The following is a 25,858-nucleotide window of genomic DNA, read 5'->3' as shown; positions in this document are numbered from 1 at the left end:
GGGGGGAAATGACGGTATTGCGTTCGCATATTTCGCCTTCCTCGGAGGGTTTCAAAGCGAACCGGTCGGCCATGGCGGAGGCCATCGCGGCGATCGAGGACGCAGTCCGGCTGGCTGCATCCGGCGGTGGCGACAAAGCCCGCGAGCGACACGTCAGCCGTGGAAAGCTTCTGCCGCGGGATCGGGTTGCCGCTCTCATTGACCCGGGCACGCCATTTCTGGAGCTCGGAGCGACCGCGGCGCACGAGATGTATAATGGTGACGCGCCGGCCGCGGGGTTGATCACCGGCATCGGCCGGATCTCAGGCCGCGAATGCATGATCGTTTGTAATGATCCGACGGTCAAAGGCGGCACCTATTATCCGATGACGGTCAAGAAGCATTTGCGGGCCCAGGAGATCGCGGCCGAGAACCGGCTCCCCTGCGTCTATCTCGTCGATTCCGGCGGGGCCAACCTGCCGAGCCAGGACGAGGTCTTCCCGGATCGTGATCATTTCGGCCGCATATTCTACAACCAGGCCAATATGTCGGCGGCCGGCATTCCCCAGATCGCGGTGGTGATGGGCTCCTGCACGGCAGGCGGCGCCTATGTGCCGGCCATGTCTGATGAAGCCATTATCGTCGAAAAACAGGGCACCATCTTTCTGGCAGGCCCCCCGCTGGTCCGCGCAGCGACCGGCGAGGTCGTCTCTGCCGAAGAGCTTGGCGGCGCCGATGTCCACACGCGCCTCTCGGGCGTTGCCGATCACCTTGCGCGCGACGATGCCCACGCGCTTGCGCTGGCGCGCCGCGCCGTTTCGGCCTTGAACCACGAGAAGCCCTGGCCGGTTCAGCGAATAGATCCGGAGCCGCCGCTCTACGATCCGGAAGAAATCGCCGGCATCGTTCCCGCCGACCTGAAGACGCCCTACGACATCCGTGAGGTGATCGCCCGACTTGTGGACGGCTCCCGATTCGACGAATTCAAGGCGCGCTTCGGCACAACGCTCGTTTGTGGCTTCGCCCATGTCCACGGCATTCCCGTCGGCATCGTCGCCAATAATGGCGTTCTTTTCTCGGAGTCTGCAGTCAAGGGGGCGCATTTTGTCGAACTTTGCGCGCAGCGCAGGATTCCGCTCGTTTTTCTGCAGAACATCACCGGCTTCATGGTGGGCCGCAAGTATGAGACGGAGGGAATTGCCAAGCATGGCGCCAAGCTCGTCACCGCAGTCGCTACGGTGAAGGTGCCTAAGATCACGATGCTGGTCGGCGGTTCGTTCGGGGCTGGCAATTACGGGATGTGTGGGCGTGCTTTCTCCCCACGCTTTCTCTGGACCTGGCCCAACAGCCGTATTTCGGTGATGGGCGGCGAGCAGGCGGCAGGCGTTCTCTCCTCCGTGCGCGGTGAAGCCCTGAAGCGCTCGGGATTGCCTTGGAGCGAAGAGGAAGAAGCCCGTTTTCGCCAACCGGTTCTCGATCTTTTCGAGCGCCAAAGCCATCCGCTCTATGCGTCGGCAAGGCTGTGGGACGACGGCGTGATCGATCCGCGCAAGAGCCGCGACGTGCTGGCGCTTTCTCTCTCGGCCGCTTTGAACGCGCCCATCGAGGACACGCACTTCGGACTGTTCAGGATGTAACGGGAGGCCCCGAGTTGAAACGCGACAACATCAATGCCCTGAACGCCCCGCAGCCGCGCGGCGGTTACTCGCAGGCAGTGAGCATTGAGGATTTCCGGCGCGTGCTTTTCATCAGCGGCCAGATTCCGGTGAACTCGGACGAGGTCGTGCCGGAAGGTTTCGAAGCGCAGGCGCGCCAGGTCTGGCGGAACGTCGATGCACAGCTCAAGGCCGCCGGCATGTCGAAGACCGATATCGTCAAGGTCACCACGTATCTGGCCGACCGGCAGCATGCCATCGCAAACCGTGAAATCCGCAACGATTATCTCGGTTCTCTTGCGCCGGCGATGACGGTCGTGGTTGCCGGCATCTTCGATTCCGCCTGGCTCATTGAAGTCGAAGTGACCGCAGCGCAATAGATCGGAAGAGACGCGCATGTTTTCGAAGCTCCTGATTGCCAACCGCGGTGAGATCGCCTGCCGCATTATCCGCACCGCGCGCCGCCTCGGGATTCGTACTGCCGCCGTCTACTCCGACGCGGACGGAGACGCCCTGCATGTGGCGCTCGCCGATGAGGCGATCCGGATCGGGGCGGCGCCCGCCGCCCAGAGCTATCTGGCGATCGGGTCGATCGTCCAGGCGGCAAGAAGCGTGGGCGCCGAGGCCATTCACCCGGGATACGGATTCCTTTCGGAGAACGCCGATTTCGCCGAAGCGGTCGGAGAAGCAGGCATGGTATTCGTCGGGCCGCCGCCTGCCGCGATCCGTGCCATGGGGCTGAAGGACGCCGCCAAGGCGCTGATGGAACGGGCCGGAGTGCCGGTCGTACCCGGCTATCACGGCGATGAACAGGACGCATCCTTCCTCGCCGAGAGGGCGCGGGAAATCGGTTATCCGGTGCTGATCAAGGCGCGGGCGGGCGGCGGCGGTAAAGGCATGCGGCGCGTGGAGCGGCAGGACGATTTCGGCTCGGCGCTGGAGGCGGCACGCAGGGAGGCCGCATCCGCCTTCGGCGATGGTTCGGTGCTTCTCGAGCGTTATTTGACGAAGCCGCGCCACATCGAAATGCAGATCTTCGGCGACCGCCAAGGCAACATCGTCCACCTTTTCGAGCGCGATTGTTCGCTGCAACGCAGGCACCAGAAAGTGATAGAGGAGGCACCTGCACCGGGTATGACCGCGGAAGTCCGCCGCGCCATGGGCGATGCGGCGGTCAGGGCCGCCCAGGCAATCGGCTATGTTGGCGCCGGTACGGTGGAATTCATTGCCGACGTGACGAACGGGCTCGAGCCGGACCATTTCTATTTCATGGAGATGAACACCCGCCTGCAGGTGGAGCATCCGGTGACGGAGGCGATTACAGGCACCGACCTCGTGGAATGGCAGCTGCGGGTTGCCGCGGGCGAGCCGTTGCCAAAAAAGCAGGCCGACATTTCCATCAACGGCTGGGCTTTCGAGGCGCGCCTTTATGCGGAGGATCCAGTCCGCGGCTTTCTGCCGGCAACCGGGCGACTGACGCATTTGAGCTTTCCCGGGGACACCGCGCGGGTCGATGCCGGTGTCCGGCTAGGGGATACGATAACGCCTTACTATGATCCGCTGATCGCCAAGCTGATCGTGCATGGACAGAACCGTTCGGCGGCGCTCGGAAAATTGCAGGATGCTCTTAAGGAGTGCCGCATCGGCGGCACGGTCACTAATCTCGACTTTCTCATCCGTCTGACAGAAGAGCATGAGTTCCGCTCCGGCCATCCGGATACGGGACTGATCGATCGAGAGACCGAGCGGCTGACCGCACCGGTTGTGCCCGGCGACGAAGCGTTGGCTTTGGCTGCAATCATTTCGACGGGAGCGCTCGAACCGGAAACGTCGACCGATCCATGGTCCTCACTCGGTTCCTGGCAGATCTGGGGCGATGCGCACCGCACGGTGGCGATCGACCACGCGGACGTTCGCGCAACGGTTACCCTGGCCTCGCGCGGCCGTGACCAGTTCGCGGTGCGCGCCGGCGGGAGTACACTGCCCGTCCTTGTGCTCGACCGCATCGAGGGTGGTGCCCGGGTCGAGGTAGCCGGAAAGCAGCGCCTGATCCGGTTTGCGCGAGATCGCGAGTCCATGACGCTCTTTCACCACGGGCGGAATCTGGTGTTCCACCTGCCGGACGGATTGGCTGGCGAGCAGAGCAGCGAGGTTGCCGAAGACGAGCTGCTTGCGCCGATGCCCGGGCTGGTGAAGCTGGTCAGGGTCGAGGCCGGCGATACCGTCAGCAAGGGACAACCGCTCATCGTGTTGGAGGCGATGAAGATGGAGTTGACGCTCTCCGCTTCGCGCGAGGGCACGATCGCGAATGTTCATGTCACGGAAGGCGCTCAGGTTAGCGAGGGTATGGTGCTTGTCACTCTTATGGAGGAGGCAGCGCAATGACGCCGCCGGCAAGGGAGAGCGCCACGATCGTCGAGGTGGCGCCGCGCGACGGCCTGCAGAACGAGCCGCGGCTCGTGGCTACGGAGGACAAGATCAGGCTCGTCGATCTGCTCTCCGACTGCGGCTACGGGCGCATCGAAGTGACGAGTTTCGTCAGCCCGCGTTGGGTCCCGCAAATGGCCGACGCACCCGCCGTCATGACCGGCATTCGTCGGCGCGCCGGCACGCGCTACGCGGCTTTGACGCCGAACATGCGCGGCTTCGAGGCGGCGCTTGCGGCGCGCGCGGACGAAGTAGCGGTCTTCGCTTCCGCGTCGGAGAGCTTCTCCGAAAAGAATATAAACTGCTCGATCGCTGAGAGCATCGAGCGCTTTCGCCCGGTCGCCGAAGCCAGCCGGCGTCATGGCGTTCCCCTGCGAGGCTATGTGAGCTGCGTGGTCGAATGCCCCTATGAGGGCGCGATCGCGCCGGCAGCGGTCGCCCGCGTCACACGGTTGTTGGCCGAACTCGGCTGCTACGAGATCAGTCTCGGAGATACGATCGGAAGCGGCACGCCCGAATCTGTCGATCGTATGCTGACCACGGTACGCCGCGAGGTCGATGCCAAGGCACTTGCCGGTCATTTTCACGATACATCCGGCCGGGCGCTGGAGAATATCGGGATAGCACTGGAACACGGCCTCAGGGTTTTCGATGCCTCCGCCGGCGGGCTCGGCGGCTGTCCCTTTGCACCGGGCGCGGCCGGGAATGTCGATTCACGCGAGGTCCGGGCGTTTCTCGAAACGCGGGGTTTTAACACCGGGCTCGACCTTGAAAAGCTCGATCGCGCGGGTGCATTTGCACGATCCTTGAGGAGCACAGCATGACTTTCGCAACAATTCGCTTCGCCGTCGATCAGCGGGGCGTCGCCCGGGTGACGCTTGCCCGCCCGAATAAGCACAACGCGCTTTCCGCCGCCATGATCGCCGAAATGACCGATGTCGCGGGCCGGCTCGCAACGGATGTATCGGTCAGGGCCGTCATTCTCGACGCGGAAGGGAAGAGCTTCTGCGCCGGTGCCGATCTCGAGTGGATGCGTGAGCAGTTTTCAGCCGATCGGGCAACGCGGATCAGCGAAGCGACTCGGCTTGCGATGATGCTCAAGGCTCTGAACGGCCTGCCGAAGCCGCTGATCGCGCGCGTGCATGGCAACGCCTTCGGCGGCGGCGTCGGGCTGATCAGCGTCTGCGATACGGTGATCTGCGCGTCGGGCGCGCAATTCGGTTTGACAGAGACGCGCCTCGGGCTGATCCCGGCGACGATCAGCCCCTATGTTATTGCACGAACAGGCGAGGTAAAGGCTCGCCCTCTGTTCATGTCGGCGAGGGTATTCGGCGCGGAGGAAGCGAAGGTCGCCGGCTTCGTAACGACGATCGTCGACGACAGCATGCTGGATGGTGCAGTCGAGGCCGCGGTGACGGCATATCTCGTTGCGGCGCCAGGTGCTGCCGGGCGGGCAAAGCGGCTTGCGCGGTCACTGGGTCTACCCATCACCGACGCCGTCATCTCCGATACCATAGAGCAGCTTGCCGACGTCTGGGAAACGGACGAAGCGCGGGAGGGCGTGTCCGCCTTCTTCGAGCGGAGGAATCCTTCCTGGAGGCGATGAACCGTCTGCGCTTGATTTGAAGGGGAATTGAGCGTATTTTAAAAGGAAGCCGATCAATATAGGGTCGCATTCTCATGATGGCCGTTGAGTTTCAGATAGCCGCTGCGCGTTTCGGGGACGAGCACTCCCCATTTCTTTCGGCTCGCCTTGTCGCCGATCGGCTGGGCGTCACGCTTGCCGAACTCTCAAAGCTGATCGGCGTTGCCCGGAACACGCTGACGGCGAAATCCGGCGCCCGAAAGGTCGATAGTGCTTTAAGCAGGGTGGTTCGCATTCTGGCGATGGCTTCCGAAATGGCGGGCGACGAGACCCGCGCCGTCATTTGGTTCAAGCATCAGCCTATCCCCGGCTGGGCCGGCAAGACGGCGTTCGATCTCGTCGGGGAGGGCAAGGCCGACAAGGTGCTCGCCTATCTCGAATCCGTTCGCGCCGGCGTCTACGCCTGACGCCGGTGGAAGCGCTAACGCTCTGGCGTGCCTTCGTACCGCGCTGGGCGCATATGCCGCTTTCCGGTGCAGGTGCCGCCCGTTTCGGTGGCCGCTGGAATCCGGTCGGGGTACCTGCTCTTTATGCCGCGCGTGAACTTTCGACCGCCTGGGCGGAATACAATCAGGGTTTCGTGCAGCATCCCGCGCTCATCGTTCAGCTTGAATTGCGCGATGCAGTTCTCGCAGACCTGACGGATTTCAAGGTTCTCGCGGACCTGGACGTGGATGAGACGATCCATAGCTGCGAATGGCGCGACATGTTGGACAAAGGCGCGGTACCGCAAACGCACCAGTTGCGCACCGCGCTTCTGGCGCGTGATTATCACGGGGTGATTTACCCCTCCTTTATGTCTCCCGGCGGCACCTGCGTCGCGCTCTGGCGTTGGAACGGTGCGAAAGAGCCGCGCTTGGATGTCATTGATCCCGAGGGCCGGCTGCCGAAATCACCGGCCTCGTGGGTTTGACTCTGGTCGCGGCAGCCCCTCATCTCTTTGCCGGGACCTTCTCCCCGCAGGCGGGGCGAAGGGACTCGCGGCAGCCTCGTACTCCTCTCTCGCCCGCTCGCGGGGGCAGCTCTCGGCTTCCACACTAAACCGAGCCCAGAACTTTGCCGGGGTTGAGGATTCCGTTCGGATCGAGAGCGTTCTTTATCCGCCGCATGAGTTCGAGCTCCGCCGGGCTGCGGGAATAGTGGAGAAAGTCGCGCTTCAGCAAGCCGATCCCGTGTTCGGCAGACACCGATCCGCGATAGGTCCCAACCAGCGCGTAAACGATATCGTCCACTACGTGGATCGTTTCTTCGGTAGCGCCCGGATCGGAAAAGGCGATATGGAGGTTGCTGTCGCCGACATGGCCGAAGAAGGACACATGTGCTTCGGGGAACTTTGCCCGAAGCGCCTGGCCGCATTCATCGGCGAAGCGGCCGATATCGCCGATCGCCAGGCTGACATCGAAGTTCAGGAGCAGGGGCAGCCGGTCGAGCGCATGACCCTCTCGAATTCGCCAGAAGGCTTGTGCTTCCTTCTGCGATTGAGCGACGAGCGCGTCTCCGATCACACCGTTCTCCAAGGCTCTCCCGAGAAACGCTTCGAACCGCTCGCTCTCCGCATCATGGCCTTGCAAATCCTGCTCCACAATGACTGCGAAAGCCGGGCAGGATTCGAAGAGCCTGAGCCCGTCGGCCTCGGAATTGAAACGGAAGTAGCTCTCCCACATCGCCTCATAGGCGCCGAGGCCGGGGAGCTCCTGCTGTGCCCGCTTGAGCAGGGTAACGACTTCCGAATAGCTGTCGAGCGCGCAAAGTGCCGTCAGCCGGCCGGTTGGCAAAGGACGAAGGCGCAGCACCGCGCGCGTGATGATGCCGAGCGTGCCTTCCGAACCGATGAACAACTGCCGGAGATCGTAGCCGGTGTTGTTCTTGATCATCTTGTTCATTGACGAGACGACGGTGCCGTCGGCAAGCACGGCTTCGAGCCCCAGCACGTTGTCCCGTGCCACGCCATTGCGGATGACCCGAATGCCGCCGGCATTCGTGGCCAGGTTGCCGCCGATCTGGCAGCTACCCCGCGCACCAAGATCGATCGGCAGCAGAAAGCCCGCGTCTTCGGCCGCGCGCTGGGCGACTTCGAGCGGCGTTCCCGCGAGCACCGTCATGCTCGAAGCGGTCGCGTCGACCTCTTCAATGCCGGAAAGTCTCTCCAGCGAAACGGCGATGTCGCCGGCGCGCGGATTGGCGCCGCCGGCAAGCCCCGTCAACCCGCCCTGCGGCACCACGCACTGGCCGTGCGCGTTGCAGATCTTGAGAGCCACGGCGACCTCGTCGACGCTTCCCGGGCGAACGACCGCCAGGGGAAGGGTCCGCCCCGACAGGCTCGCATCGCTGCGGTAACGCTCCGTGATCCGGTCGCCGGTGAGCACGGCATTGCCGAGTGCGGCCATGAGTTCTTCGATAACAGACATAGGACGGTTCTATCTCAGGATTTCTTCGACCGGAATTGAAATCCTGCACAATCCAGTTGTCTGTAACAGAGAACGAACGCGCCACGGGTGAGGGCAAAAGCGCCACGCCCGTGACGAATGGCACATCGTCAGGTGCCGGTAGCTTCAAGCTCGGGCACCACCACTTCTTCCCGTGCCGTTATCCGGCGTTCCCCCTTTTGGAACAGCTTCCATCGCGTTGGCCGGAAGGCAATTCGCGTGTGGTCGGCAAAGGCGGCGCGTTCCGGCGGCAGTTCGATCTCCACCCGCGGATGCGTGCGTCCGAGTTCGAGTTCGAGATGCCGCGTGCCTGCCACGCGTCGGCTGGCCGTGACCAGCCCGGCGAGGCAGCCGCCGCAGCCGTCAATAAGTTCGACGTCGTGCGGCCGGAAATAGAGGGTTGCTGGACCGTCCGGTTCGTTCGCGGCGCGCAGGCCGATCGGCCGGTCCTCGAGCCAGATCTCGCCATTGGCAAGCGTGACATCGAGGCAATTGGACTGTCCGATGAAACCATAGACGAAAGGCGAGACAGGATGGTCATAGATCTCGTCGGGCGAGCCGACCTGCTCGATCGTCCCCTTGCTCATCACCACGACGCGGTCGGCAAGCTCGAGTGCTTCCTCCTGGTCGTGGGTGACGAAGATCGTGGTGTGACCGGTGCGGTCGTGGATTTCCCGCAACCAGCGCCGCAATTCCTTGCGCACCTGCGCATCGAGAGCGCCGAAGGGCTCGTCGAGAAGCAGAACATTGGGTTCGACAGCCATGGCCCGGGCGAGTGCCACGCGCTGACGCTGACCGCCGGAGAGCTGGGCCGGATAGCGTTTCTCCAAGCCGGAAAGCTGCACGAGATCGAGCAGATCGAGCGCCCTGCGGCGGATTTCAGCGGCCGGGGGACGCCGTTTGGCCGTGCGGACCTTCAGCCCGAAAGCGACGTTGTCGAGCACTGTCATGTGCCGGAAAAGCGCGTAATGCTGGAAGACGAAGCCGATGTTCCGCTCCTGCACGGTCTTTTTCGAAGCATCGTCATCACCGAAGAATATCGTGCCTCCCGTCGGGCTTTCGAGCCCGGCGACCAGCCTGAGCAGTGTGGTCTTTCCGGAGCCTGAGGGACCGAGCAGGGCTATCAATTCGCCGGAAGGGATGTCGAGGGACACGTTATCGAGCGCGGGAAAGCGGGCGAATTCCTTGCGAATGTTTTGGACGCGGACTTCCATGGAGGTCTGGACCTTTCAATGCCTGCGGCTTGCAGCGATCTCGTCGCTGTAGCGGAGTTCAAGAGCCGTTTTCAAAACGAGCGTCACCAGCGCAAGGAGCGCAAGCAGCGCCGCCACCGCAAAGGCGGCTACGAAATTGTATTCATTATAGAGGATTTCGACCTGCAACGGCATCGTGTTGGTCTGCCCGCGTATATGACCGGAGACGACCGAAACCGCGCCGAACTCGCCCATGGCGCGGGCATTGCAAAGAAGCACGCCATAGAGCAGTCCCCATTTTATGTTGGGAAGCGTGACATGCCAGAAGGTCTGCCAGCCGGTGGCTCCGAGCGAGAGCGCCGCCTCCTCATCCGCCGTCCCCTGTTCCTGCATCAGCGGGATCAATTCTCGGGCGACGAAGGGGAAAGTCACGAAGACGGTGGCGAGCACAAGGCCCGGCACGGCGAAGAGAATCTGGATGTCGTAGCTTTGCAGGAGGGGGCCGAGCATGCTCTGTGAGCTGAAGAGCAGCACGAAGACGAGGCCGGAAATCACGGGCGAAACCGAGAAGGGCAGGTCGATCAACGTCGTCAGGAACGCCTTGCCCTTGAATTCGAATTTCGCGATCGCCCAGGCGGCTGCCACCCCGAAGACGAGATTGAGCGGCACGGCGATGCCCGCAACCAGGAGCGTCAGGCGGATTGCCGAAAAGGTTTCCGGATCGCGAAGCGCGGCAAAGAACTCCGCCGGTCCCTTGCGGAAGGCCTCGATGAACACCGTGGCGAGCGGCAGGAGCAGGAAGAGCAGGACGAATCCGAGCGCGACTGCGGTCAGGATCCCACGCGAAAGCCGTGTCTCCGAGGTGGCCGTCGTCACCAGCGTACTGGAAGCGTCATGCGCCATAACCGTATCTCCGTCTGCTCCACGCCTGGATCACGTTGATGACCAACAGCATGAGGAAGGACAGCAGGAGCATCACCCCTGCAATCGCGGTTGCCGCCGGATAGTTGAATTCTTCAAGCCGGATGACGATCAGAAGCGGTGCGATTTCGGAAACGTAGGGGAGATTGCCGGCGATGAAGATTACCGATCCGTATTCGCCGACGCCGCGGGCAAAGGCGAGCGCGAAGCCTGTCAGGCCGGCGGGCAGCAGACCGGGCAGCAAGACCCGGCTGATCGTCTGGAAGCGCGTGGCGCCCAGGGTAGCAGCCGCTTCTTCGACTTCCTTGTCTATCTCTTCCATGATGGGCTGCACCGTGCGCACGACGAAGGGCAAGCCGACGAAGATCAGTGCCACCACTATGCCGGCAGGCGTGAAGGCGACCTTGATACCAAGTGGGGCGAGTAGCGAACCGATCCAGCCGTTCGGCGCGTAAAGAGTTGTCAGGGCGATGCCGGCGACAGCCGTCGGCAGCGCAAAGGGCAGATCGACCATGGCGTCGATCACGCGTTTTCCGGGGAAACGGTAGCGCACGAGAACCCAGGCGAGGAGCACGCCGAAAACGAGATTGACGACCGCCGCTATGAAGGCGGTGCCGAAGCTGATCGTCAATGCATTGACCGTGCGCTCGTCAAGCGCCAGTTCCGCGAATTTCGACCAGCCAAGGCTGCTGGACCGCCAAAGCAGTCCGGAGAGGGGGACGAGAACGATGATGGTGAGCCATGCCAGCGTGACGCCGAGCGCCAATCCGAATCCCGGAATGACGCTCGGCTGCCGAAATCGCCACCGCGTGCTAGTGCGAGCGGCCATGGCTATCATTGCCCCGGTCTGTAAATCTGGTCGAAAATTCCGCCATCGCCGAAGAATTTCGGTTGAGCTTCCTTCCAGCCGCCGAAGTCGTTGATCGTGACCAGCTTCAATTCCTTGAAGCGGGCGGTGTCCTCAGGGTCTGCCGCTTCCGGCTTGAACGGCCGGTAATAATGCTTGGCCGCGATCTTCTGGCCGGCATCACTGTAGAGATAGTCGAGATAGGCTTCCGCCACCTTACGCGTGCCCTTGCGTTCGACATTGCCATCGACGAGCGCCACGGGTGGTTCCGCCTTGATCGAAATAGACGGGGTTACTATGTCAAAATTGTCAGGGCCGAGCTCTTCCAGCGACAGATAGGCTTCGTTTTCCCAGGCGAGCAACACGTCTCCCAACCCGCGCTGAACGAAGGTGGTCGTCGCACCGCGCGCGCCGGTGTCGAGAACCGGAACGTGCTTGAAGAGTTGCGTCACATATTCCTGCGCCTTTGTGTCGTCGCCGTTATTGGCAGCGCGGGCCCAGGCCCAGGCAGCGAGGAAGTTCCAGCGAGCGCCGCCCGAGGTCTTCGGATTGGGCGTGATCACCTGCACGTCCTCCCGGACAAGGTCGCCCCAATCCTTGATCCCCTTCGGGTTTCCCTTGCGGACGAGGAAGACGATCGTCGAAGTGTAGGGAGAACTGTTGTTATCCAAGCGGGTCTTCCAATCGGCGGGAATTTTGCCGCTCTCCCTGGCGATCGCATCGATGTCGGCTTCTAGTGCCAGGGTCACCACGTCCGCCTCCAGCCCGTCGATAACCGAACGCGCCTGCTTGCCGGAGCCGCCATGCGATGTTTGGATCGTCACGGTTTCGCCGGTATCAGCCCGCCACTTCTCGGCAAAGGCTGCATTGAACTCCTTATAAAGCTCCCGAGTCGGGTCGTAGGACACGTTCAGGATCGTCGTGTCCGCATGCGCGAGGCCAACCAAGCCAAGCTGCAGGCTTCCGACGACAAGCGCTAATTTCGCTATTCCGGCAAGTCTATTAGAGCTCATTTCGGCCTCCATCCTTTTGCCAGATAAAGCTACCGATTTAATAGATTACTTCAACGCAAACTTATGATGCTCTGAAAGGGTTTCTTGAAAAGTTCTATCGTTCTGCAGGCCATTAAAGGAATGCCGTGCCCGATTGTTCCGGGTCTATGACGCCACACGATAGCACGACATTTTTAAATTGCACTAGGATAGTGGACTACCGTCCTTCGTCGGATTCGAGGTTTCGTTCTGTCACTCCGGCTTCGTATGCGCCGTTCGCAATCAGAGGACGCGGCCGCGTGCGAGAACCGGCCATGTCCCTTTGGGCGTGCCATCTTCGATGACGTGGACCGCATCGACCATGTTGGTCACGACGCAGGCGTGGTTCGGAACGATGTGGAGCTGTTGGCCGACCGTGAGACGGATAGGGCCGTCCGAGACGAGGCGGCCATGCTCTTCGGAGAGCTGGTCGATACGGATGTCGTCGCGATCAAGTACGTGCCCGTAACCGGTGAGACCAAGCAGGTCGGAGGTCAGGACCTTGCTGCCGGCGTCGATGATGGCCCGATTTTCGCTTGGAACTGAGACGACGGTCGCGAGCACTGTGAGGGCGCAGTCATCCCATGAGGCCACGCCACGGGCAACCAGCGACCGGTCGTTATAGATATATGTCCCCGGCCTGTGCTCGCTTGCTATCGGGGCCTTGGCCGCTTGCATCATGCCGGGCGTGCCGCCTGACGTAACACAGGGAACTTCGATCCCCCTGGCCTCGATGAGCTGCTTCGCCCCACTCATGAAGGTTTGAACGCGTGCGGCGCCATCGGCTGGCGGATAGGTCATCAAGCCGCCGAAGCGCAGTCCCGGCGCCGCGGCAATGCGCATGGCGAGGCGCGCCGCCTCGGCCGGCGTTGCGACGCCGCAACGATCCGCACCGGTGTTGCATTCCACGAGCACGGTCATGGGCTTGCCTGCATCGGCGAAAAAGGCTCCGAGCCCGTCGACGACAGTCGCATTGTCCGCGACGACGCTCACCGTCACCTTTTCACTGAGTCGTGCGAGCCGCGCGAGCTTCTCCTCCCCGAGGAGGTTGTAGGTGATCAGGACGTCTTTGATCCGGGCGCTGCCCTCGACCATCGCTTCCGCCTCCGTGACCTTCTGGCAGGTGATGCCTATCGCGCCTGCGTCGAGCTGCAGCTCGGCCAGCTGTGGAAGCTTATGGGTCTTTATATGGGGGCGCACGCGGATACCGTGGCGGTCGGCATAGGCCTGAAACGCGAGAATATTGCGCCGGGCGATATCGAGATCGACCAGCACGGCGGGTGTTTCGATCGGCAGGGTCATGCAGGCATCGCTCCTCGTTCCGAATAGATCGGCGGCGAATGTAGCCGATCCTGCTTGACAAGTAATGGCTCAGGGCCTTTGATTGGTCAATCCGGTATTTAGGACTTATGTCCACTATATCGGATAGAAAAGGGAACGATAGGGGAGATCTTTCAATGATCAGCAAATTCACGGCCGCCGCGGGCTTCGTCGCGGCTGTACTGGCGGGCATGCCTGCGCACGCACAACAGGCTTCGAGCAAGCTTGACGAGGTGCTGAGTCGCGGCCATCTGATACTCGGCACCGGCAGCACCAACGCGCCGTGGCACTTCAAGAGCGCCGAAGACAAGCTCCAAGGTTTCGACGTCGATATGGGCCGCATCATCGCGAAGGCACTGTTCGGCGATCCGGAGAAAATCGAGTTCGTCAACCAATCGTCGGATGCCCGAATTCCGAACATCACCACCGGCAAGGTGGACATCACCTGCCAATTCATGACCGTCACCGGGGAACGTGCTCAGCAGGTCGCCTTCACTATTCCCTATTATCGCGAGGGTGTCGGCCTGATGCTGAAGGCGGACGGCAAGTACGGCGATTATGAAGCGCTGAAGGCCGCGGGTTCGTCGGTCACAATCTCGGTCCTGCAGAACGTGTATGCGGAGGACATGGTCCACGCAGCCTTGCCGGAAGCAGCCGTGGATCAGTATGAGTCCGTCGACCTGATCTATCAGGCGCTTGAATCCGGCCGCGCTGATGCCGCCGCCACCGACCAGTCCTCGCTCGCCTGGTACATGACGCAGAATTCCGGACGCTATAAGGATGCCGGCTACGGCTGGAACCCGCAGACCTATGCCTGCGGTGTCAGGCGCGGTGATCAGGATTGGCTGAACTTCGTCAACACGGCGCTTCACGAAGCCATGACCGGCGTCGAGTTCGATTTCTATGCCAAATCCTTCAAAACGTGGTTCGGCAAGGACCTAACGCCGCCTGAGATCGGCTTTCCCGTCGAGTACAAGTGATCCTGACATGGCGGCTCCGCCGGCTGGCGGAGCTGCCTTGTCCGATAGAATGGCTGCCCCATGACTTACTCCTTGAACTTCGCGGCTGTCTGGCGCTCGTTCGACCTTCTTCTGCAGGGATTGTCCCTCAGTCTCGGCCTGGCGGTCGTGGCGATCGTCGTCGGTTGCATGATCGGGCTGATCACGGCTTTCGGGCTCGTTTCCAAGAGCGTGGCTCTGCGAAGGCCAGCCGGCTTCTATGTCACGGCGATCCGCAACACGCCGATTCTCGTGCTCGTCCTCTTCAGCTATTTCGCGCTTCCACAACTCGGAGTTCGGCTCGGCAAAATCGAAAGCTTCGTGCTGACGCTTGCAATCTATTCGGGCGCATATCTTGCCGAGGTGTTTCGCGGCGGGCTCATCGCCATACCGCCGGGCCAGCGGGAGGCGGGGCTCGCGATAGGGCTCACGGAGATGCAGATCCGCACCTCGATCACCATTCCGCTGATGCTCCGCAGCGTCCTGCCGTCGCTCGGCAGCACGATGATCTCGCTTTTCAAAGACACTTCGCTTGCCGCTGCGATCGCCGTTCCCGAGCTCACTTTCGAGGCGCGCAAGATCAATGTCGAGAGCTTCCGCGTTATCGAGACCTGGATTGTCGCGAGCTGCCTCTATGTCGCAACCTGCTCGCTGCTCGCCGCGCTTATGCGCCGTGTGGAGCGGCGTCTCGCTGTGCCGAGGTGACCCCCATGGACGTCTCTTTCATCGATCAGCTTTGGCTCGCCCGCATTCCGCTTTTCAAAGGGCTCGGGATTTCCGTCTCGATCTCATTTCTCTCTATCGTCGCCGGCACGGTGTTGGGCGTTTTCGTCGGTCTGGCGCTTGTCTATGGATACAGACCCGTCAGATGGATCGTGCGCGGTTATACCGATTTCATCCGCGGCACGCCGGTACTCGTCCTTGTGCTCGCGAGCTATTACGTCCTGAGCGCCATCGGCATCGATCTCGGGCCGTTCCAGGCCGGCGTTCTGGCGCTGGCCGTCTTCTGCAGTTCGCATGTCGGCGAACTGGTGCGTGGCGCCCTGCAATCGATCCCCAAAGGTCAGACCGAGGCCGCCAAGGCGATCGGTCTGACCTTCGCCCAAACCTTCGCCTATGTGCTCGGCCCGCAGGCGTTGCGGCAGGCGCTTCCTGCCTGGGTCAACACGGCGGCCGAGATGGTCAAGGCATCGACCCTGCTTTCCATCATTGGGGTCGGCGAATTGCTCCTGCGGACGCAGGAGGTGATCTCCCGCACTTTCATGAGCCTCGAATTCTATTTCTTCGCGGGCTTTCTCTACTTCGTCATCAACTACGGCATTGAGCGCTTCGGCCGTTACGTCGAGCGCAAGACCGCCGTTCCATCGTGAGGCTTCGCATCCGATGACCAATCTTCTTGAAATACGTGATCTTCACAAACGTTACGGCGCGGTAGAGGTGCTGAAGGGCGTCGACTGCTCGATGCGCCAAGGCGAGGTGATCAGCATCATCGGCTCCAGTGGCTCGGGCAAGACGACGATGCTTCGCTGTATCAACATGTTGGAGGAGTTTCAGGGCGGCACGATCGCGATCGATGGCCAGGAAATCGGTTACGAAACCGCAGGAGACGCTCGCCGGCGCAAGCCGGAGCGGGAGATCGCCCGCCAGCGCGCCCTGACCGGCATGGCTTTCCAGCAGTTCAATCTGTTTCCGCATATGACAGCCGCCGCCAATGTCATGCTCGGGCTCGTCAAAGTGAAGAAGATGAGCCGCGACGAGGCGAGGGGACTTGCCGAAAAATGGCTCGACCGCGTCGGTCTGCTCTCGCGAAAGGATCATTATCCCGGACAACTTTCAGGTGGACAGCAGCAACGCGTGGCGATCGCCCGTGCCATTGCGATGAATCCGAAGCTGATGCTCTTCGACGAGGTGACCTCGGCGCTCGATCCCGAGCTCGTCAACGAGGTGCTGCAGGTTATCAAGGGGCTCGCCGATGATGGCATGAGCATGCTGATCGTCACCCATGAGATGCGCTTCGCCTACGAGGTTTCGTCCCGGGTGATCTTCATGAATCAGGGGCGCATCGCCGAGGAGGGGGATCCGCGCGAAATGTTCCTGAAGCCGAGGACCGAACGCCTCGCGGAGTTTCTGAAGACGTCGACATTCAACTGACCGAGTATGAATCTGATAAGAAGTGGAGTGAAGCGTGACAATCAAGCGTTATGGAACTGGGGAAACCGGTGCGGGCAAGCAGCCCCTGCCATTTGCGCGCGCCGTGGAGGCGAACGGGTGGCTCTATGTGTCTGGTCAGGTCGCCATGCAAAAGGGCGAGATCGCGGGTGGCGGCATCATCGCGGAAAGCCGCAAGGCCATCGAGAACATGATCGCAATCCTGCACGAAGCCGGCTATGGGCTCGAAGATGTGGTGCGGGTCGGCGTCTGGCTCGACGATCCGCGCGACTTCTGGACCTTCAACGGCATCTATGCGGAATATTTCGGCGAGCATCCGCCGGCGCGAGCCTGCGTCCAGTCGCGCATGATGGTCGACTGCAAGGTGGAAGTTGACTGCGTGGCCTACAAGGCTAAATGAGGTCCAGAGCGGATTTGAGCGGCAAGGAGGACGCGGTGGCATATGCGGATGACACGATTAATCGCAGGGCACGTGGCCTCGATCGAGCCTTCGAGATCCTCGACTTCCTACGCGTGCAGCGTCAGCCCTTGCGCCCGAACGAGATCGCTCAAGGGATAGGAGCGCCGCGCTCGTCTGTCTATGAACTGGTCAACCTGCTCCTGCGCCAGAACATTCTCGAATATCGCGGCGATGACGGCCGGGTGTTTCTCGGGCGCAAGCTCTATTTCCTCGGCGCGGCCTATGCGGAGCAGTTCGATCTGATGCGTGAATGCGAGCATCTCCTGGCAAGGATTGCCGGAGAGACGCGCGAGACGGCGCAGATGTGCCAGCTCGAAGGCAGTAAATATGCCGTCGTGCTGATGAACGAGGGCAGCCGCCCTTTCCGCATTTCCACCAGTATAGGCGAGCCCGTCGCTATCCCGTGGACTGCGTCCGGCCGCCTCCTCGTCGATCACATGAGCGACGAGGAGATTATCGCATTCATTCCGCCGGAGGATTTCGTTCTGCCGGATGGCACGCGGCTCGAGCCCGCCGAATTCATCGCTCAGGTCCGCAATGCCAAGAAGGAGGGCTATTTCACCTTCAACAGCATCGTCGACAGCTTCACCCATTGCTTCGCCGTACCGGTCTATGACGCGGAAGCGATTTGTATTGCGACGCTCTGCCTCGTTGCGCCGAAGGAGGACGGTCTGCGCAATCGGGACGCCTATCTTCGCGTGCTGATCGACGGGGCGGGCGAACTCTCGGAGAAGCTTGGCTACCGAAACGACCTTGCGGCTTCGGTTAGGGCGGCAAGCGCTCGTTGACTGAGCCTCGCCTCATCCCACTTTAAGCGATCGGCCGCTTTCCGGATCGAAAAGATGCATGGCCGTTTCATCGAAGGTGAAGGCATGTACCGAACCCGTGCCGAGTGCTGTGCGCGGCGGCAGGCAGGCGGTGATGCGCTGCCTGCCGACTGTGGCCGTGGTCACGAGTTCCGGTCCTGTGAGTTCCACCACCTCGATGTCAGCGGTCAATTGCGGATCCTCTGACTCGGCTGCGAGCCGCATTGCCTCCGGCCGGATGCCGACCTTCACGCGCCGACCCGCCAAGGCGGTCCCGTCGAATGCTGCCGGCAAGGGAAGCACCTCCTCGCAGCCGTCGAGCTTCAGGCCGCTTGCGGTCACTTCGGCATCGAGAATGTTCATCGGCGGCGAGCCGACGAAGCCGGCGACATAGAGCGTTGCGGGGCGGTCGTAAATCTCTTCCGGCGTGGCGAGCTGCTCAATGCGGCCGTCGCGCATCACGGCGATGCGGGTTGCGAGCGTCATCGCCTCGATCTGGTCGTGGGTCACGTAGACGACTGTCGTTTTCAGCATCTGGTGCAGGCGTTTGAGTTCGGTCCGCATCTCCATCCGGAGCTTGGCATCGAGGTTCGACAGCGGCTCGTCGAAAAGGAACACCTGGGGGTCGCGCACCAGAGCCCGGCCGATCGCGACGCGCTGGCGCTGACCGCCGGAGAGCTGGCTCGGCTTTCGCTCGAGAAGATCCTCGATCTGCAAGAGCCTGGCAGTGTCGCAAACAGCCCTGTCGCGCTCGGCCCGCGGCACCCGGCGCATTTCCAGGCCGAAGCTGATGTTGCGGGCGACGGTCAGGTTCGGATAGAGCGCATAGGACTGGAAGACCATTGCTATGTCGCGGTCTTTGGGGTGAACGCCCAGCACCGAGCGTTCGCCGATCAGGATGTCGCCTCCGCTCGGTTCGGAAAGTCCGGCGATGATATTGAGGAGCGTGGACTTGCCGCATCCGGAGGAGCCGAGCAGCACGAGGAATTCTCCGCTTTCGAGCGCGATATCGATGCCCTTCAGCGTTTCGACCTCGCCGTAGCGCTTACGGACGTTGCGGATTTCGAGGGCGCTCATCGCCTGGATTCCTCGATAAAGGCGGAAAGGGGCTCGCCGTAGCGGCGCGGAAGAGTGGAGATCGCTCGCGAAGCGATCGTAACGCCGGTTTTGAGACAGTCTATGAGCGGCATGTCGGCGGCGAGAGCTGCCAGGAAGCCGGCATTGAAGACATCGCCGGCACCGATCGTGTCGACGACCTGAACGCTGGGTGCCGGAAACGAGAACGCTGCACCGTTTCGATCGATGGCGAGCGCTCCGTTGGGGCCGCGTTTAACAACGACGATCGCATCGGCCGGCATTTCGCTTTTCAGGCTGCGGGCGGCTTCGGCCGGATCGGACTGACCGGTCAGCGTCGTCGTCTCCACCTCGTTGAAAAGGGCGCAGTGACAGCGCTTCAGCCAGGCGAGCGTCTTGAGCCTGTTGGCCTCTGTCCAGCCCTCGAGCGGCCAGCCGGTATCGAGCGCTACGGCTATTTCGTGCGCGTCCGCCCAGTCGAAAAGCGCATCATAGGCGAGCGAGAGGGCGTCGGTCAGGAAGGAGCCGGAGAGCAGTGCATAGCCGCCGCGGAGGCGATTTCCATCCAGCATTGTCCGCACTTCCTGGAAGCTGAGCAATGGCAGGTGGCCGCGGGTCGTGAAGAAGGTCCGTTCTCCATCCGGATGGGTGATGCCCACCGAAAGCGTCGTGCCCGCGGCTTCCACCGGCCAATCGCGGGACCTGTCGCCCAACGCCTCCTTCAACCAGGCCCCGAACTGGTCGTTGCCGACATTGGCGGCGATCACATAGTCCACGCCAAGGGACTCCCAGGCCAGCGCATTGTTGCCGGCGCAACCGCCGACGCGAAGCTCGTCGTGATCGACGATGATCTCGGTGCCAGGTTTAGGCCACGGTTCGGCGGGACCAAGTATGAGATCGACATTGACGTTGCCGATGGCTGCAAGCGGACGCATCTTCACTCGCTCCGGGTGACCTTGGTGGATCGTACCGGCGTGCCGGCATTTTCGACGCGAGCGTCGGCGAAGGCGATCATCAGGGACTGTGCGACGGGCAGCATCGCGAAGATCGCAGCCATGCCCGCCGCCGGTTCGAAGCGGATCGTCGTGGCGCCGGCGGCCGGCGGCTCGCCCGATGCATCGAAGACGACGACCGGCGACCCGGCTTCGGCTGCCGAAACCGCCATGGCGCCGACGAGGCCAGCGGTCGGATCGGCTGCGCGGAAGAGAATGACGGCCATTGAAGGACCCAGCATTTCCATAGGTCCGTGGCGCAATTGACCGCCTTCCAGCGAAAAGCACGGGAGGCGAGAGAGCTCGGTGAGGCCGAGGGCGATGGCTTCGGCGATGCCCTGCAGTCTGCGTCCGGAGGTGACGATTGCGCTGACACCGGTAAGCATCGCCAGAGCGCCGTCGATCGCCGGTGCTTCTGGAGTCTTGAGGGCGCGAAGGGCCTCGGCCGGATCCGCGCCGAGGGCGGCGAGTATCGCCAGGTGCAGCGCGAAAGTAACCGTCAGGCTGCGGGTGGCCGCAAATGCCTGCTCCGTCCCGCCTGCCCCGACGAGCGAAGGGATAGCCTTGGCCAGGAATGCATCCTCTTCGAGTGTCAGCCCGAATGTCTCGCTCGTGCCGCCGTCCGTTTCCCTAAACCAGCGCAGCACTTCGGCACTTTCGCCCGATTGCGATGTCACGAGAATGGTCTTGCCTTCGATTGGAAGCGGTTGGCCGAGCTGCTCGGAAAGCGGCAGCGCGACGGCATCGATGCCGAGAGCGCGATAGAGCGGCTCGACTGCGCGGGCGACGGCGTGCGAGCCGCCCATGCCGAGGAGCAGCAGCCGGCCCGTCGACTTCAGCGACGCGGCGATGCGTTGAGCCGTGGCTGCCGCTTCCTGATAGGAAGCGACAGCGTCGCCGTGCTGACGCGCCATCTCACGATCGATTGCAACAAGCCCGGCGGGGCGGTCCTTCGATATGCTCATGTTCATCCCTTGACGCCCCCACTGGTGAGCCCGGAGATCAGGGCTCTTTGCATGACAAGGCCGACCAGCACCGGGGGCAGGGCGGCAAGTACCCCGGCGGTGGCGATCAGCCCATAGTCCGAAACCCGTCCGCCGGCGAGGTCCGCAATGGCAACCGTCAGGGTTTTGGCGCGCTGGTCCGAGGTGAAGAGCAGCGCATAGAAGAACTCGTCCCAGGCGAGCAGGAAGGCGAAGAGCGCCGAGGTCGCCATGACCGGTGCAGCCAGCGGCAGCGTCAGAAGCCGCAGGATCTGGTCCAGTCGCGCGCCGTCGATCATGGCAGCGCTTTCGATCTCCCGCGGTATCGCGTCGAAGCCCGATTTCAGGAGCCATGTCGTAAAGGGAGCGAGAATGGTGAGATAGACGAGCGCCAATCCAAAGACTGAATTGAGCAGGCCGAAATGGGCAAGGCCCATGTAGAGCGGCACGGCAAGAGCGACGGGCGGCAGCATGTAGGTCGCGATCACCACGTAAAACGACCAGGAGACGGAGGGGGTGCGAGACACGGCCCAGGCGGCCGGAACGGCGACGACGACAGCGGCGAGCGTTGCCATGCCTGCCACCTTCAGGCTGTTCAGGAGCGATGCAATGAAGGCTGCGCCGGCGCTGTTTTCGACAGCCGACAAAAGTGTGCGATAGCGCGAGAGGTCGATTTCGCTCGGCCACCAGGCGAGGGGCTTGGCGCTGAGATCCGCGGCGGGCGAGATACTCATGATGAAAAGCCAGGCGACCGGTGCCAGGACCACGATAGCGAGAACCAGGGCGCTGGCATGGATGAAGACGGAGAAAAGCGGGCTTTGACGTTCCATCACGAAGCTCCGGCGGCCTTGCGCAGCAGCGCGGCATAGGCGACGGCAAGAATGGTCACCAGCAGCGTGACAATGAGGGCAAGCGACGCGCCGGAGCCCGCTCGCTGGAAGGAAAACGCTTCCTGGTAGACGAGGATCGAGAGCGTGCGCGTGCTGTTGGCCGGTCCGCCGCGCGTCATGACCCAGATGATGTCGAACACCTTGAAGGCCTCGATGGTGCGCAGCACCAGCGCCACCAGCAAGGGACCGGCGAGGTAGGGCAGGATTACGAAGCGAAATCGATTGAACGGACCGGCACCATCGACGATCGATGCCGCATTGATGTCGCGCGGCACCGCCTGAAGCGCGGCGAGTGCGATCAGCGCCACCAGCGGGAAGTTCTTCCAGCAATCCGCGACGATCAGCGCTGCAAGCGCCGTTCCGGGTTCACCGAGCCAGGAGCGATAGCTGTCGAGGATGCCGATCTGGGTCAGCCCCGCATTGAGCGCGCCATATTCCGGATTGTAGATGAGGCGCCAGAGCGTCGCATTGACTACCGTCGGAAGCGCCCACGGCAGGATCATCAGTGCGCGGAGCGCCGTCCGTCCACGAAATTTCTGGTTAAGGAGGAGTGCCGCAAGGACACCGAGCACCATTTCTGCCGCAACCGAAATGACTGCGAACCAGGTGGTGGTAATCAGCGCCCGCTGAAAGTTCGAGCCAGTGAGCATTCTTGCATAATTGTCCACTCCGACGAAGCCGCCTTCGGTTCCGATGAGCTTGGCGTCGGTGAAGGAAAGCCGCACGGTGTCGATGAGCGGCCAGCCGATGACGGCGGTCATCACCACGAGGAGCGGAAGCATCAGAAGCCACGCGCGCGTTGAGATCCAGGTGCCTGTCATCGCTCAAGGACCCTCATTCCCGTAACAAGAAGCACAGGCATCAGGCGGGAAATGCGTCCGCAACGCCGCGTGTACCTTGCGCGCCGTACATTCCCCGCCCGACCACGACCGTTCACACGCACATCGGCTCACAAGCCACTGTTCTCAGCGGCGCTCTTCAGCGCGTCTTCCGCAGAGGCTTGGCCGAGCAGCGCCTCCTGGATGGCCTGCTGCAGGGCAGCCGAAAGCTCCTGGTATTTCGGCGTCGTTGGGCGTGGATACATGGCGGCCAGCCCGCGCTTCGCCGCAGCGATGAGTTCCTCCTGGCCCTTGGTCACATCGGGGTCTTCATAGGAAGATGCCCAGATCGGGAGGCTCAGCTTGGCATAGGCGTTCTGCGTCTCCTGCGAGGTCATGTGGACGATATATTTCCATGCTTCTTCGGGGTGCTTGCTGGTCGTCGTGATGCCGAGGCCCATGGAGCCGTTGACGGCCGAAACCTCGCTTTTGCCTTCAACGCCGGGAGCCGGAACGACGCCGACCTTGCCGGCTACCTTGCTCTCCTTGGGATCGTTGGCGAGGTTGTACATGTACGTCCAGTTGAGCGCGAAGGCGGCCTCGCCGTTCTGGAAGACCTTGCGGACATCCTCCTCGAGGAACTCCTTGGAATTCGGGTTGGTGAGCCCGGAGGTGTAGCTCGTCACCATGTAGTTCAGCGCATCGAGCCCGCCGCCGCTGGCGAAGGCCGGCTTGCCGCTATCGAGGAATTTTCCGCCATAGGCACTAACCAGAGTGGTGTAGTCGCAGATGGCCGCTTCCGCTTGAGACCAGCTCCAGGCGATCGGGTTTTCGAGCAGTCCCTTATCCTTGATGGCTTTGGCTTGTTCCGCAAGCTCGTCCCAGGTTTTCGGCGGTTCCTTGATGCCGGCTTTCTCAAGGATTTCCTTGTTGTAGGACAGGTACTTCGTGTCGAGGATCCACGGCACGCCGTAACGTTTGCCGTCATATTCCACCGTCGTCCAGGCGCCGGGCAGGACGCCTTGATTGATCTCGTCCGTGATGCGGTCCGTCACGTCGAGGAGAACATTGTTGGCTGCATATTCCGCCGGCCAGATGACGTCGAAAAGGACGACGTCATAGCCGCCACCGGAACCCTGCGCGAGCACCGTCTTGTCGTGCAGTCCCTCATAGGGAACGAATTCGAGATTGACCTTGATGTCGGGATTGGCCTTGGCGAAGGCATCCGTCATGGCGCGGACGTCTGCCTCGCTATAGGCGGCCTGCGCCATGAAAAGCGCGTTCAGAGTCGTTTCGGCCTGGGCATGGCCGGTGAAGCCGGCGCCGACAAGGGTCGCGCCGATCAAAGCGTTGCGGATGGATTTCGACATCGTCGCCTCCAGTAAATGACCGTTGCAGTCTTCGCAGCGCGCGTGGGCGCGCTCCAGTGGAATTCGGCTCGCTTTGAGCGGCCGGCTTCGACAAATCAAACCGGAGCGTTCGCGGCCGATTGCTGGCCGCCGTCGTTCCCCCGAGGTTCTCCGACCTCTTAATAAGTCAATTGTCTTGACTTAACTCTTGTTCGATAGTCCAGTCGTGTCAAGAGGGTTTGTGAATGAACGAAATTCGACCGGTCCGGGCCAAAAGCGGCACCAATCAGGAAGGCGCGAGCGCCCACAATCGCCGCGTGATGATCGATGCTTTGCGACTGAACGGGCACCTGTCACGGGCTGATCTTGCGCGGGCGACAGCACTCACCAAGCAGGCGGTCTCCAACATCATAGAGGAGCTCGAGAACGACGGGCTCGTGGCATCGCTCGCCGCAGTGCGCAAAGGCCGCGGGCAACCATCGACACCCTATCGGCTCGTGCCGGAAGGCGCTTTTGCGATCGGACTTCAGATCGACCGTCACGTAACACGCACGATCGCCGTCGACCTGATCGGCGCCGTGCTGATCCGTAAAGAGGTGAACCTGCCCGGCGGCGGCCCTGAAGAGGGTGTCGATGCAATCCTCGCTCTGATAGACGAAACACGGCGGGAACTGGTGACGACCGCTCCGGAATTCAACGACCGCCTGGTGGGGCTGGGCGTTGCAATGCCGGGACCGTTCGGCATCGACTCCGCTACCGACGACCCCTGGATGATGGCGGCGTGGCAGAGCTTTCCCCTGCTTGAACGACTTTCCGAGGGGACGGGGCTCGACGTGCGCCTTCAGAACGACGCGGCTGCGGCGGCGACGGCGGAAAAGATGGTCGGTGCCGCCCATGGGATCGACCATGCCGTCTGCGTTTATCTGGGCTACGGGCTCGGTGCGGGACTGATCCTGAACGGTGAACTCTACCGTGGCGGGCACGGTAATGCGGGCGAGATCGGCATGATCCTGAGCAGGGCGCGCGTCGGTGCCGACGACGCGAGGGCACCGATCGAGCACCGCATATCGATCGCTTCGCTGTGCAAGGGCCTCGACATTGACCCCGCCGATCCCGATCTTTACCGGCGCATCGATGCTGCCGCCGGCTCAAAGGACAGGCGCGTGACGGACTGGATTGCGGGCGCTGCCCACGAGCTTCGGGCGACGATACAGTTGCTCGAGACGATTTTCGATCCGCAAACGATCATTCTCTGCGGCGGCATGCCCCCCGTTCTCGCCAACCTCCTGATCGACGCCCTTCACCCCCTGCTGCCTTCGATTGCCGAGCGGCGGCAGCGCAGCACGCCACGACTGCAACTGGGCTTCACGGACCCATGGGCGGTTGCTGTCGGTGCTGCGGCCGAGCCGATCAGCCGGACGTTCGACCCCCGGTTTTCGGCGATCCTGAAGAGCCGGGTCGGTGGAACGCTTTGATCGAATACTCGGCTTCCGGATACGCCTTAAAAAAAGACTTCCGATTATTACTTGAAATATAAGCGAGATGGCGCTTAAATGCGCGCTCGTCGGTGGGACATCATTTAACTGCTGTACGATTATTTGATCACGTTCGCAGCTTTTAGCGCGCGGCGGCATTTTTATTCGCATGCAATATTTTTATTATTTAAAATCAGAGGGATTGCGATATGTCTCTTCCCCATCTTCGGCGGCTTGAAGCCGAAGCGATCCATGTTATTCGCGAAGTCGTTGCAACATTCTCCAACCCCGTCGCGCTCTACTCGATCGGTAAGGACTCCTCCGTATTGCTGCATCTGGCAATGAAGGCGTTCTATCCCGGAAAACCGCCCTTTCCATTCCTGCACGTCGATACGAAATG

General features: G+C 62.0%; 27 protein-coding genes. 15 read left to right on the top strand and 12 right to left on the bottom strand.

Annotated elements, in window-relative coordinates:
* The first annotated feature begins 8 nt into the window (after nt 1-8).
* The 7 genes from FB009_RS00135 to FB009_RS00105 all read left to right on the top strand — a co-directional run bounded on the left by FB009_RS00135 (nt 9) and on the right by FB009_RS00105 (nt 6,619).
* Nucleotides 9-1,616, top strand: a complete 1,608-nt coding sequence (locus FB009_RS00135) for a carboxyl transferase domain-containing protein (protein ID WP_018012063.1) — start codon at nt 9-11, stop codon at nt 1,614-1,616.
* 14 nt (nt 1,617-1,630) lie between these two features.
* The gene (locus FB009_RS00130; protein WP_018012062.1) at nt 1,631-2,014 is read left to right on the top strand and encodes a RidA family protein; all 384 of its coding nucleotides are present in this window, start codon (nt 1,631-1,633) and stop codon (nt 2,012-2,014) included.
* A gap of 16 nt (nt 2,015-2,030) precedes the next feature.
* Nucleotides 2,031-4,019 (top strand): acetyl/propionyl/methylcrotonyl-CoA carboxylase subunit alpha, encoded by a 1,989-nt coding sequence (locus FB009_RS00125; protein ID WP_024312177.1) that lies wholly within the window; start codon nt 2,031-2,033, stop codon nt 4,017-4,019.
* A complete protein-coding gene (locus FB009_RS00120; protein ID WP_024312178.1) occupies nt 4,016-4,885 on the top strand; it encodes a hydroxymethylglutaryl-CoA lyase in 870 nt (289 codons plus the stop codon). Before FB009_RS00125 ends, FB009_RS00120 begins: the two co-directional genes overlap by 4 nt.
* Complete coding sequence (locus FB009_RS00115; protein ID WP_024312179.1) at nt 4,882-5,667, top strand: crotonase/enoyl-CoA hydratase family protein; 786 nt, start codon at nt 4,882-4,884, stop codon at nt 5,665-5,667. The genes FB009_RS00120 and FB009_RS00115 overlap by 4 nt, the downstream gene beginning before the upstream one ends.
* 74 nt (nt 5,668-5,741) lie before the next feature.
* Nucleotides 5,742-6,113: an antitoxin Xre/MbcA/ParS toxin-binding domain-containing protein gene (locus FB009_RS00110; RefSeq protein ID WP_018012058.1), complete on the top strand. Its 372-nt coding sequence runs from the start codon at nt 5,742-5,744 to the stop codon at nt 6,111-6,113.
* A 5-nt stretch (nt 6,114-6,118) separates the two neighbouring features.
* Entirely contained in the window at nt 6,119-6,619 is a 501-nt protein-coding gene (locus FB009_RS00105) for an RES family NAD+ phosphorylase (protein WP_012061472.1), read from the top strand.
* A gap of 124 nt (nt 6,620-6,743) precedes the next feature.
* Here FB009_RS00105 and FB009_RS00100 read toward each other — a convergent pair whose 3' ends face one another.
* The 6 genes from FB009_RS00100 to FB009_RS00075 form a co-directional block, all read right to left on the bottom strand.
* The gene (locus tag FB009_RS00100; RefSeq protein WP_024325271.1) at nt 6,744-8,114 is read right to left on the bottom strand and encodes an FAD-binding oxidoreductase; all 1,371 of its coding nucleotides are present in this window, start codon (nt 8,112-8,114) and stop codon (nt 6,744-6,746) included.
* Between the two features lie 128 nt (nt 8,115-8,242).
* Complete coding sequence (locus FB009_RS00095; protein ID WP_145161379.1) at nt 8,243-9,346, bottom strand: sulfate/molybdate ABC transporter ATP-binding protein; 1,104 nt, start codon at nt 9,344-9,346, stop codon at nt 8,243-8,245.
* A gap of 15 nt (nt 9,347-9,361) precedes the next feature.
* Entirely contained in the window at nt 9,362-10,228 is an 867-nt protein-coding gene (gene cysW, locus FB009_RS00090; RefSeq protein ID WP_024325272.1) for a sulfate ABC transporter permease subunit CysW, read from the bottom strand.
* On the bottom strand, nt 10,218-11,084 hold the full coding sequence (gene cysT, locus FB009_RS00085; protein ID WP_018209856.1) for a sulfate ABC transporter permease subunit CysT: 867 nt from the start codon (nt 11,082-11,084) through the stop codon (nt 10,218-10,220). Before cysT ends, cysW begins: the two co-directional genes overlap by 11 nt.
* A complete protein-coding gene (locus tag FB009_RS00080) occupies nt 11,081-12,106 on the bottom strand; it encodes a sulfate ABC transporter substrate-binding protein (RefSeq protein WP_024312182.1) in 1,026 nt (341 codons plus the stop codon). Before FB009_RS00080 ends, cysT begins: the two co-directional genes overlap by 4 nt.
* 261 nt (nt 12,107-12,367) lie before the next feature.
* Nucleotides 12,368-13,426 (bottom strand): D-TA family PLP-dependent enzyme, encoded by a 1,059-nt coding sequence (locus FB009_RS00075; RefSeq protein WP_024312183.1) that lies wholly within the window; start codon nt 13,424-13,426, stop codon nt 12,368-12,370.
* 155 nt (nt 13,427-13,581) lie between these two features.
* On the opposite strand from FB009_RS00075, the gene FB009_RS00070 reads away from it, so the two are divergent.
* Genes FB009_RS00070 through FB009_RS00045 form a run of 6 tightly spaced genes read left to right on the top strand, consistent with a single transcriptional unit; the run spans nt 13,582 to nt 17,859 of the window.
* A complete protein-coding gene (locus FB009_RS00070) occupies nt 13,582-14,424 on the top strand; it encodes a transporter substrate-binding domain-containing protein (protein ID WP_024312184.1) in 843 nt (280 codons plus the stop codon).
* 60 nt (nt 14,425-14,484) lie between these two features.
* Entirely contained in the window at nt 14,485-15,147 is a 663-nt protein-coding gene (locus tag FB009_RS00065) for an amino acid ABC transporter permease (RefSeq protein ID WP_018012049.1), read from the top strand.
* 5 nt (nt 15,148-15,152) lie between these two features.
* On the top strand, nt 15,153-15,812 hold the full coding sequence (locus FB009_RS00060) for an amino acid ABC transporter permease (protein WP_018012048.1): 660 nt from the start codon (nt 15,153-15,155) through the stop codon (nt 15,810-15,812).
* A 13-nt stretch (nt 15,813-15,825) separates the two neighbouring features.
* On the top strand, nt 15,826-16,593 hold the full coding sequence (locus FB009_RS00055) for an amino acid ABC transporter ATP-binding protein (RefSeq protein ID WP_012061482.1): 768 nt from the start codon (nt 15,826-15,828) through the stop codon (nt 16,591-16,593).
* 34 nt (nt 16,594-16,627) lie between these two features.
* Nucleotides 16,628-17,011 (top strand): RidA family protein, encoded by a 384-nt coding sequence (locus FB009_RS00050; RefSeq protein WP_012061483.1) that lies wholly within the window; start codon nt 16,628-16,630, stop codon nt 17,009-17,011.
* Nucleotides 17,008-17,859, top strand: coding sequence for an IclR family transcriptional regulator (locus FB009_RS00045; protein ID WP_018012046.1), 852 nt, complete (start codon nt 17,008-17,010; stop codon nt 17,857-17,859). Before FB009_RS00050 ends, FB009_RS00045 begins: the two co-directional genes overlap by 4 nt.
* A gap of 12 nt (nt 17,860-17,871) precedes the next feature.
* Here the strand turns inward: FB009_RS00045 and FB009_RS00040 are convergent, their stop codons facing one another.
* The 6 genes from FB009_RS00040 to FB009_RS00015 all read right to left on the bottom strand — a co-directional run bounded on the left by FB009_RS00040 (nt 17,872) and on the right by FB009_RS00015 (nt 24,004).
* Nucleotides 17,872-18,954: an ABC transporter ATP-binding protein gene (locus FB009_RS00040; protein ID WP_145161376.1), complete on the bottom strand. Its 1,083-nt coding sequence runs from the start codon at nt 18,952-18,954 to the stop codon at nt 17,872-17,874.
* Entirely contained in the window at nt 18,951-19,886 is a 936-nt protein-coding gene (locus FB009_RS00035; protein WP_024312187.1) for a PfkB family carbohydrate kinase, read from the bottom strand. The genes FB009_RS00040 and FB009_RS00035 overlap by 4 nt, the downstream gene beginning before the upstream one ends.
* A 2-nt stretch (nt 19,887-19,888) precedes the next feature.
* Entirely contained in the window at nt 19,889-20,914 is a 1,026-nt protein-coding gene (locus FB009_RS00030) for an SIS domain-containing protein (protein WP_024312188.1), read from the bottom strand.
* Nucleotides 20,911-21,756: a carbohydrate ABC transporter permease gene (locus tag FB009_RS00025; protein WP_018012043.1), complete on the bottom strand. Its 846-nt coding sequence runs from the start codon at nt 21,754-21,756 to the stop codon at nt 20,911-20,913. The genes FB009_RS00030 and FB009_RS00025 overlap by 4 nt, the downstream gene beginning before the upstream one ends.
* Complete coding sequence (locus FB009_RS00020) at nt 21,756-22,637, bottom strand: carbohydrate ABC transporter permease (RefSeq protein WP_012061489.1); 882 nt, start codon at nt 22,635-22,637, stop codon at nt 21,756-21,758. Before FB009_RS00020 ends, FB009_RS00025 begins: the two co-directional genes overlap by 1 nt.
* A gap of 128 nt (nt 22,638-22,765) precedes the next feature.
* The gene (locus FB009_RS00015) at nt 22,766-24,004 is read right to left on the bottom strand and encodes an extracellular solute-binding protein (RefSeq protein ID WP_127580450.1); all 1,239 of its coding nucleotides are present in this window, start codon (nt 24,002-24,004) and stop codon (nt 22,766-22,768) included.
* Between the two features lie 224 nt (nt 24,005-24,228).
* Here FB009_RS00015 and FB009_RS00010 point away from each other — a divergent pair, with 224 nt between their 5' ends.
* On the top strand, nt 24,229-25,458 hold the full coding sequence (locus FB009_RS00010; protein WP_024312190.1) for an ROK family transcriptional regulator: 1,230 nt from the start codon (nt 24,229-24,231) through the stop codon (nt 25,456-25,458).
* Between the two features lie 209 nt (nt 25,459-25,667).
* The coding region (locus FB009_RS00005) for a phosphoadenosine phosphosulfate reductase domain-containing protein (RefSeq protein WP_186447529.1) at nt 25,668-25,858 on the top strand (191 nt) is incomplete at its 3' end.

Source organism: Sinorhizobium medicae (assembly GCF_007827695.1).
In the GTDB taxonomy this organism is placed as follows: Bacteria; Pseudomonadota; Alphaproteobacteria; order Rhizobiales; family Rhizobiaceae; genus Sinorhizobium; species Sinorhizobium medicae.
The sequence above is the reverse complement of the archived record's forward strand: the minus strand, read 5'-3'. Positions and strand labels throughout refer to the sequence as shown.

Coding starts and splice junctions, on each gene's coding strand:
- FB009_RS00080 (WP_024312182.1), bottom strand. CDS start 12,106: ATGAGCTCTAATAGACTTGCCGGAATAGCGAAATTAGCGCTTGTCGTC.
- FB009_RS00135 (WP_018012063.1), top strand. CDS start 9: ATGACGGTATTGCGTTCGCATATTTCGCCTTCCTCGGAGGGTTTCAAA.
- FB009_RS00100 (WP_024325271.1), bottom strand. CDS start 8,114: ATGTCTGTTATCGAAGAACTCATGGCCGCACTCGGCAATGCCGTGCTC.
- FB009_RS00015 (WP_127580450.1), bottom strand. CDS start 24,004: ATGTCGAAATCCATCCGCAACGCTTTGATCGGCGCGACCCTTGTCGGC.
- FB009_RS00120 (WP_024312178.1), top strand. CDS start 4,016: ATGACGCCGCCGGCAAGGGAGAGCGCCACGATCGTCGAGGTGGCGCCG.
- FB009_RS00055 (WP_012061482.1), top strand. CDS start 15,826: ATGACCAATCTTCTTGAAATACGTGATCTTCACAAACGTTACGGCGCG.
- FB009_RS00065 (WP_018012049.1), top strand. CDS start 14,485: ATGACTTACTCCTTGAACTTCGCGGCTGTCTGGCGCTCGTTCGACCTT.
- FB009_RS00075 (WP_024312183.1), bottom strand. CDS start 13,426: ATGACCCTGCCGATCGAAACACCCGCCGTGCTGGTCGATCTCGATATC.
- FB009_RS00070 (WP_024312184.1), top strand. CDS start 13,582: ATGATCAGCAAATTCACGGCCGCCGCGGGCTTCGTCGCGGCTGTACTG.
- FB009_RS00060 (WP_018012048.1), top strand. CDS start 15,153: ATGGACGTCTCTTTCATCGATCAGCTTTGGCTCGCCCGCATTCCGCTT.
- FB009_RS00095 (WP_145161379.1), bottom strand. CDS start 9,346: ATGGAAGTCCGCGTCCAAAACATTCGCAAGGAATTCGCCCGCTTTCCC.
- FB009_RS00045 (WP_018012046.1), top strand. CDS start 17,008: ATGAGGTCCAGAGCGGATTTGAGCGGCAAGGAGGACGCGGTGGCATAT.
- FB009_RS00040 (WP_145161376.1), bottom strand. CDS start 18,954: ATGAGCGCCCTCGAAATCCGCAACGTCCGTAAGCGCTACGGCGAGGTC.
- FB009_RS00110 (WP_018012058.1), top strand. CDS start 5,742: ATGATGGCCGTTGAGTTTCAGATAGCCGCTGCGCGTTTCGGGGACGAG.
- FB009_RS00010 (WP_024312190.1), top strand. CDS start 24,229: ATGAACGAAATTCGACCGGTCCGGGCCAAAAGCGGCACCAATCAGGAA.
- FB009_RS00035 (WP_024312187.1), bottom strand. CDS start 19,886: ATGCGTCCGCTTGCAGCCATCGGCAACGTCAATGTCGATCTCATACTT.
- FB009_RS00115 (WP_024312179.1), top strand. CDS start 4,882: ATGACTTTCGCAACAATTCGCTTCGCCGTCGATCAGCGGGGCGTCGCC.
- cysW (WP_024325272.1), bottom strand. CDS start 10,228: ATGGCGCATGACGCTTCCAGTACGCTGGTGACGACGGCCACCTCGGAG.
- FB009_RS00025 (WP_018012043.1), bottom strand. CDS start 21,756: ATGGAACGTCAAAGCCCGCTTTTCTCCGTCTTCATCCATGCCAGCGCC.
- cysT (WP_018209856.1), bottom strand. CDS start 11,084: ATGATAGCCATGGCCGCTCGCACTAGCACGCGGTGGCGATTTCGGCAG.
- FB009_RS00125 (WP_024312177.1), top strand. CDS start 2,031: ATGTTTTCGAAGCTCCTGATTGCCAACCGCGGTGAGATCGCCTGCCGC.
- FB009_RS00020 (WP_012061489.1), bottom strand. CDS start 22,637: ATGACAGGCACCTGGATCTCAACGCGCGCGTGGCTTCTGATGCTTCCG.
- FB009_RS00030 (WP_024312188.1), bottom strand. CDS start 20,914: ATGAACATGAGCATATCGAAGGACCGCCCCGCCGGGCTTGTTGCAATC.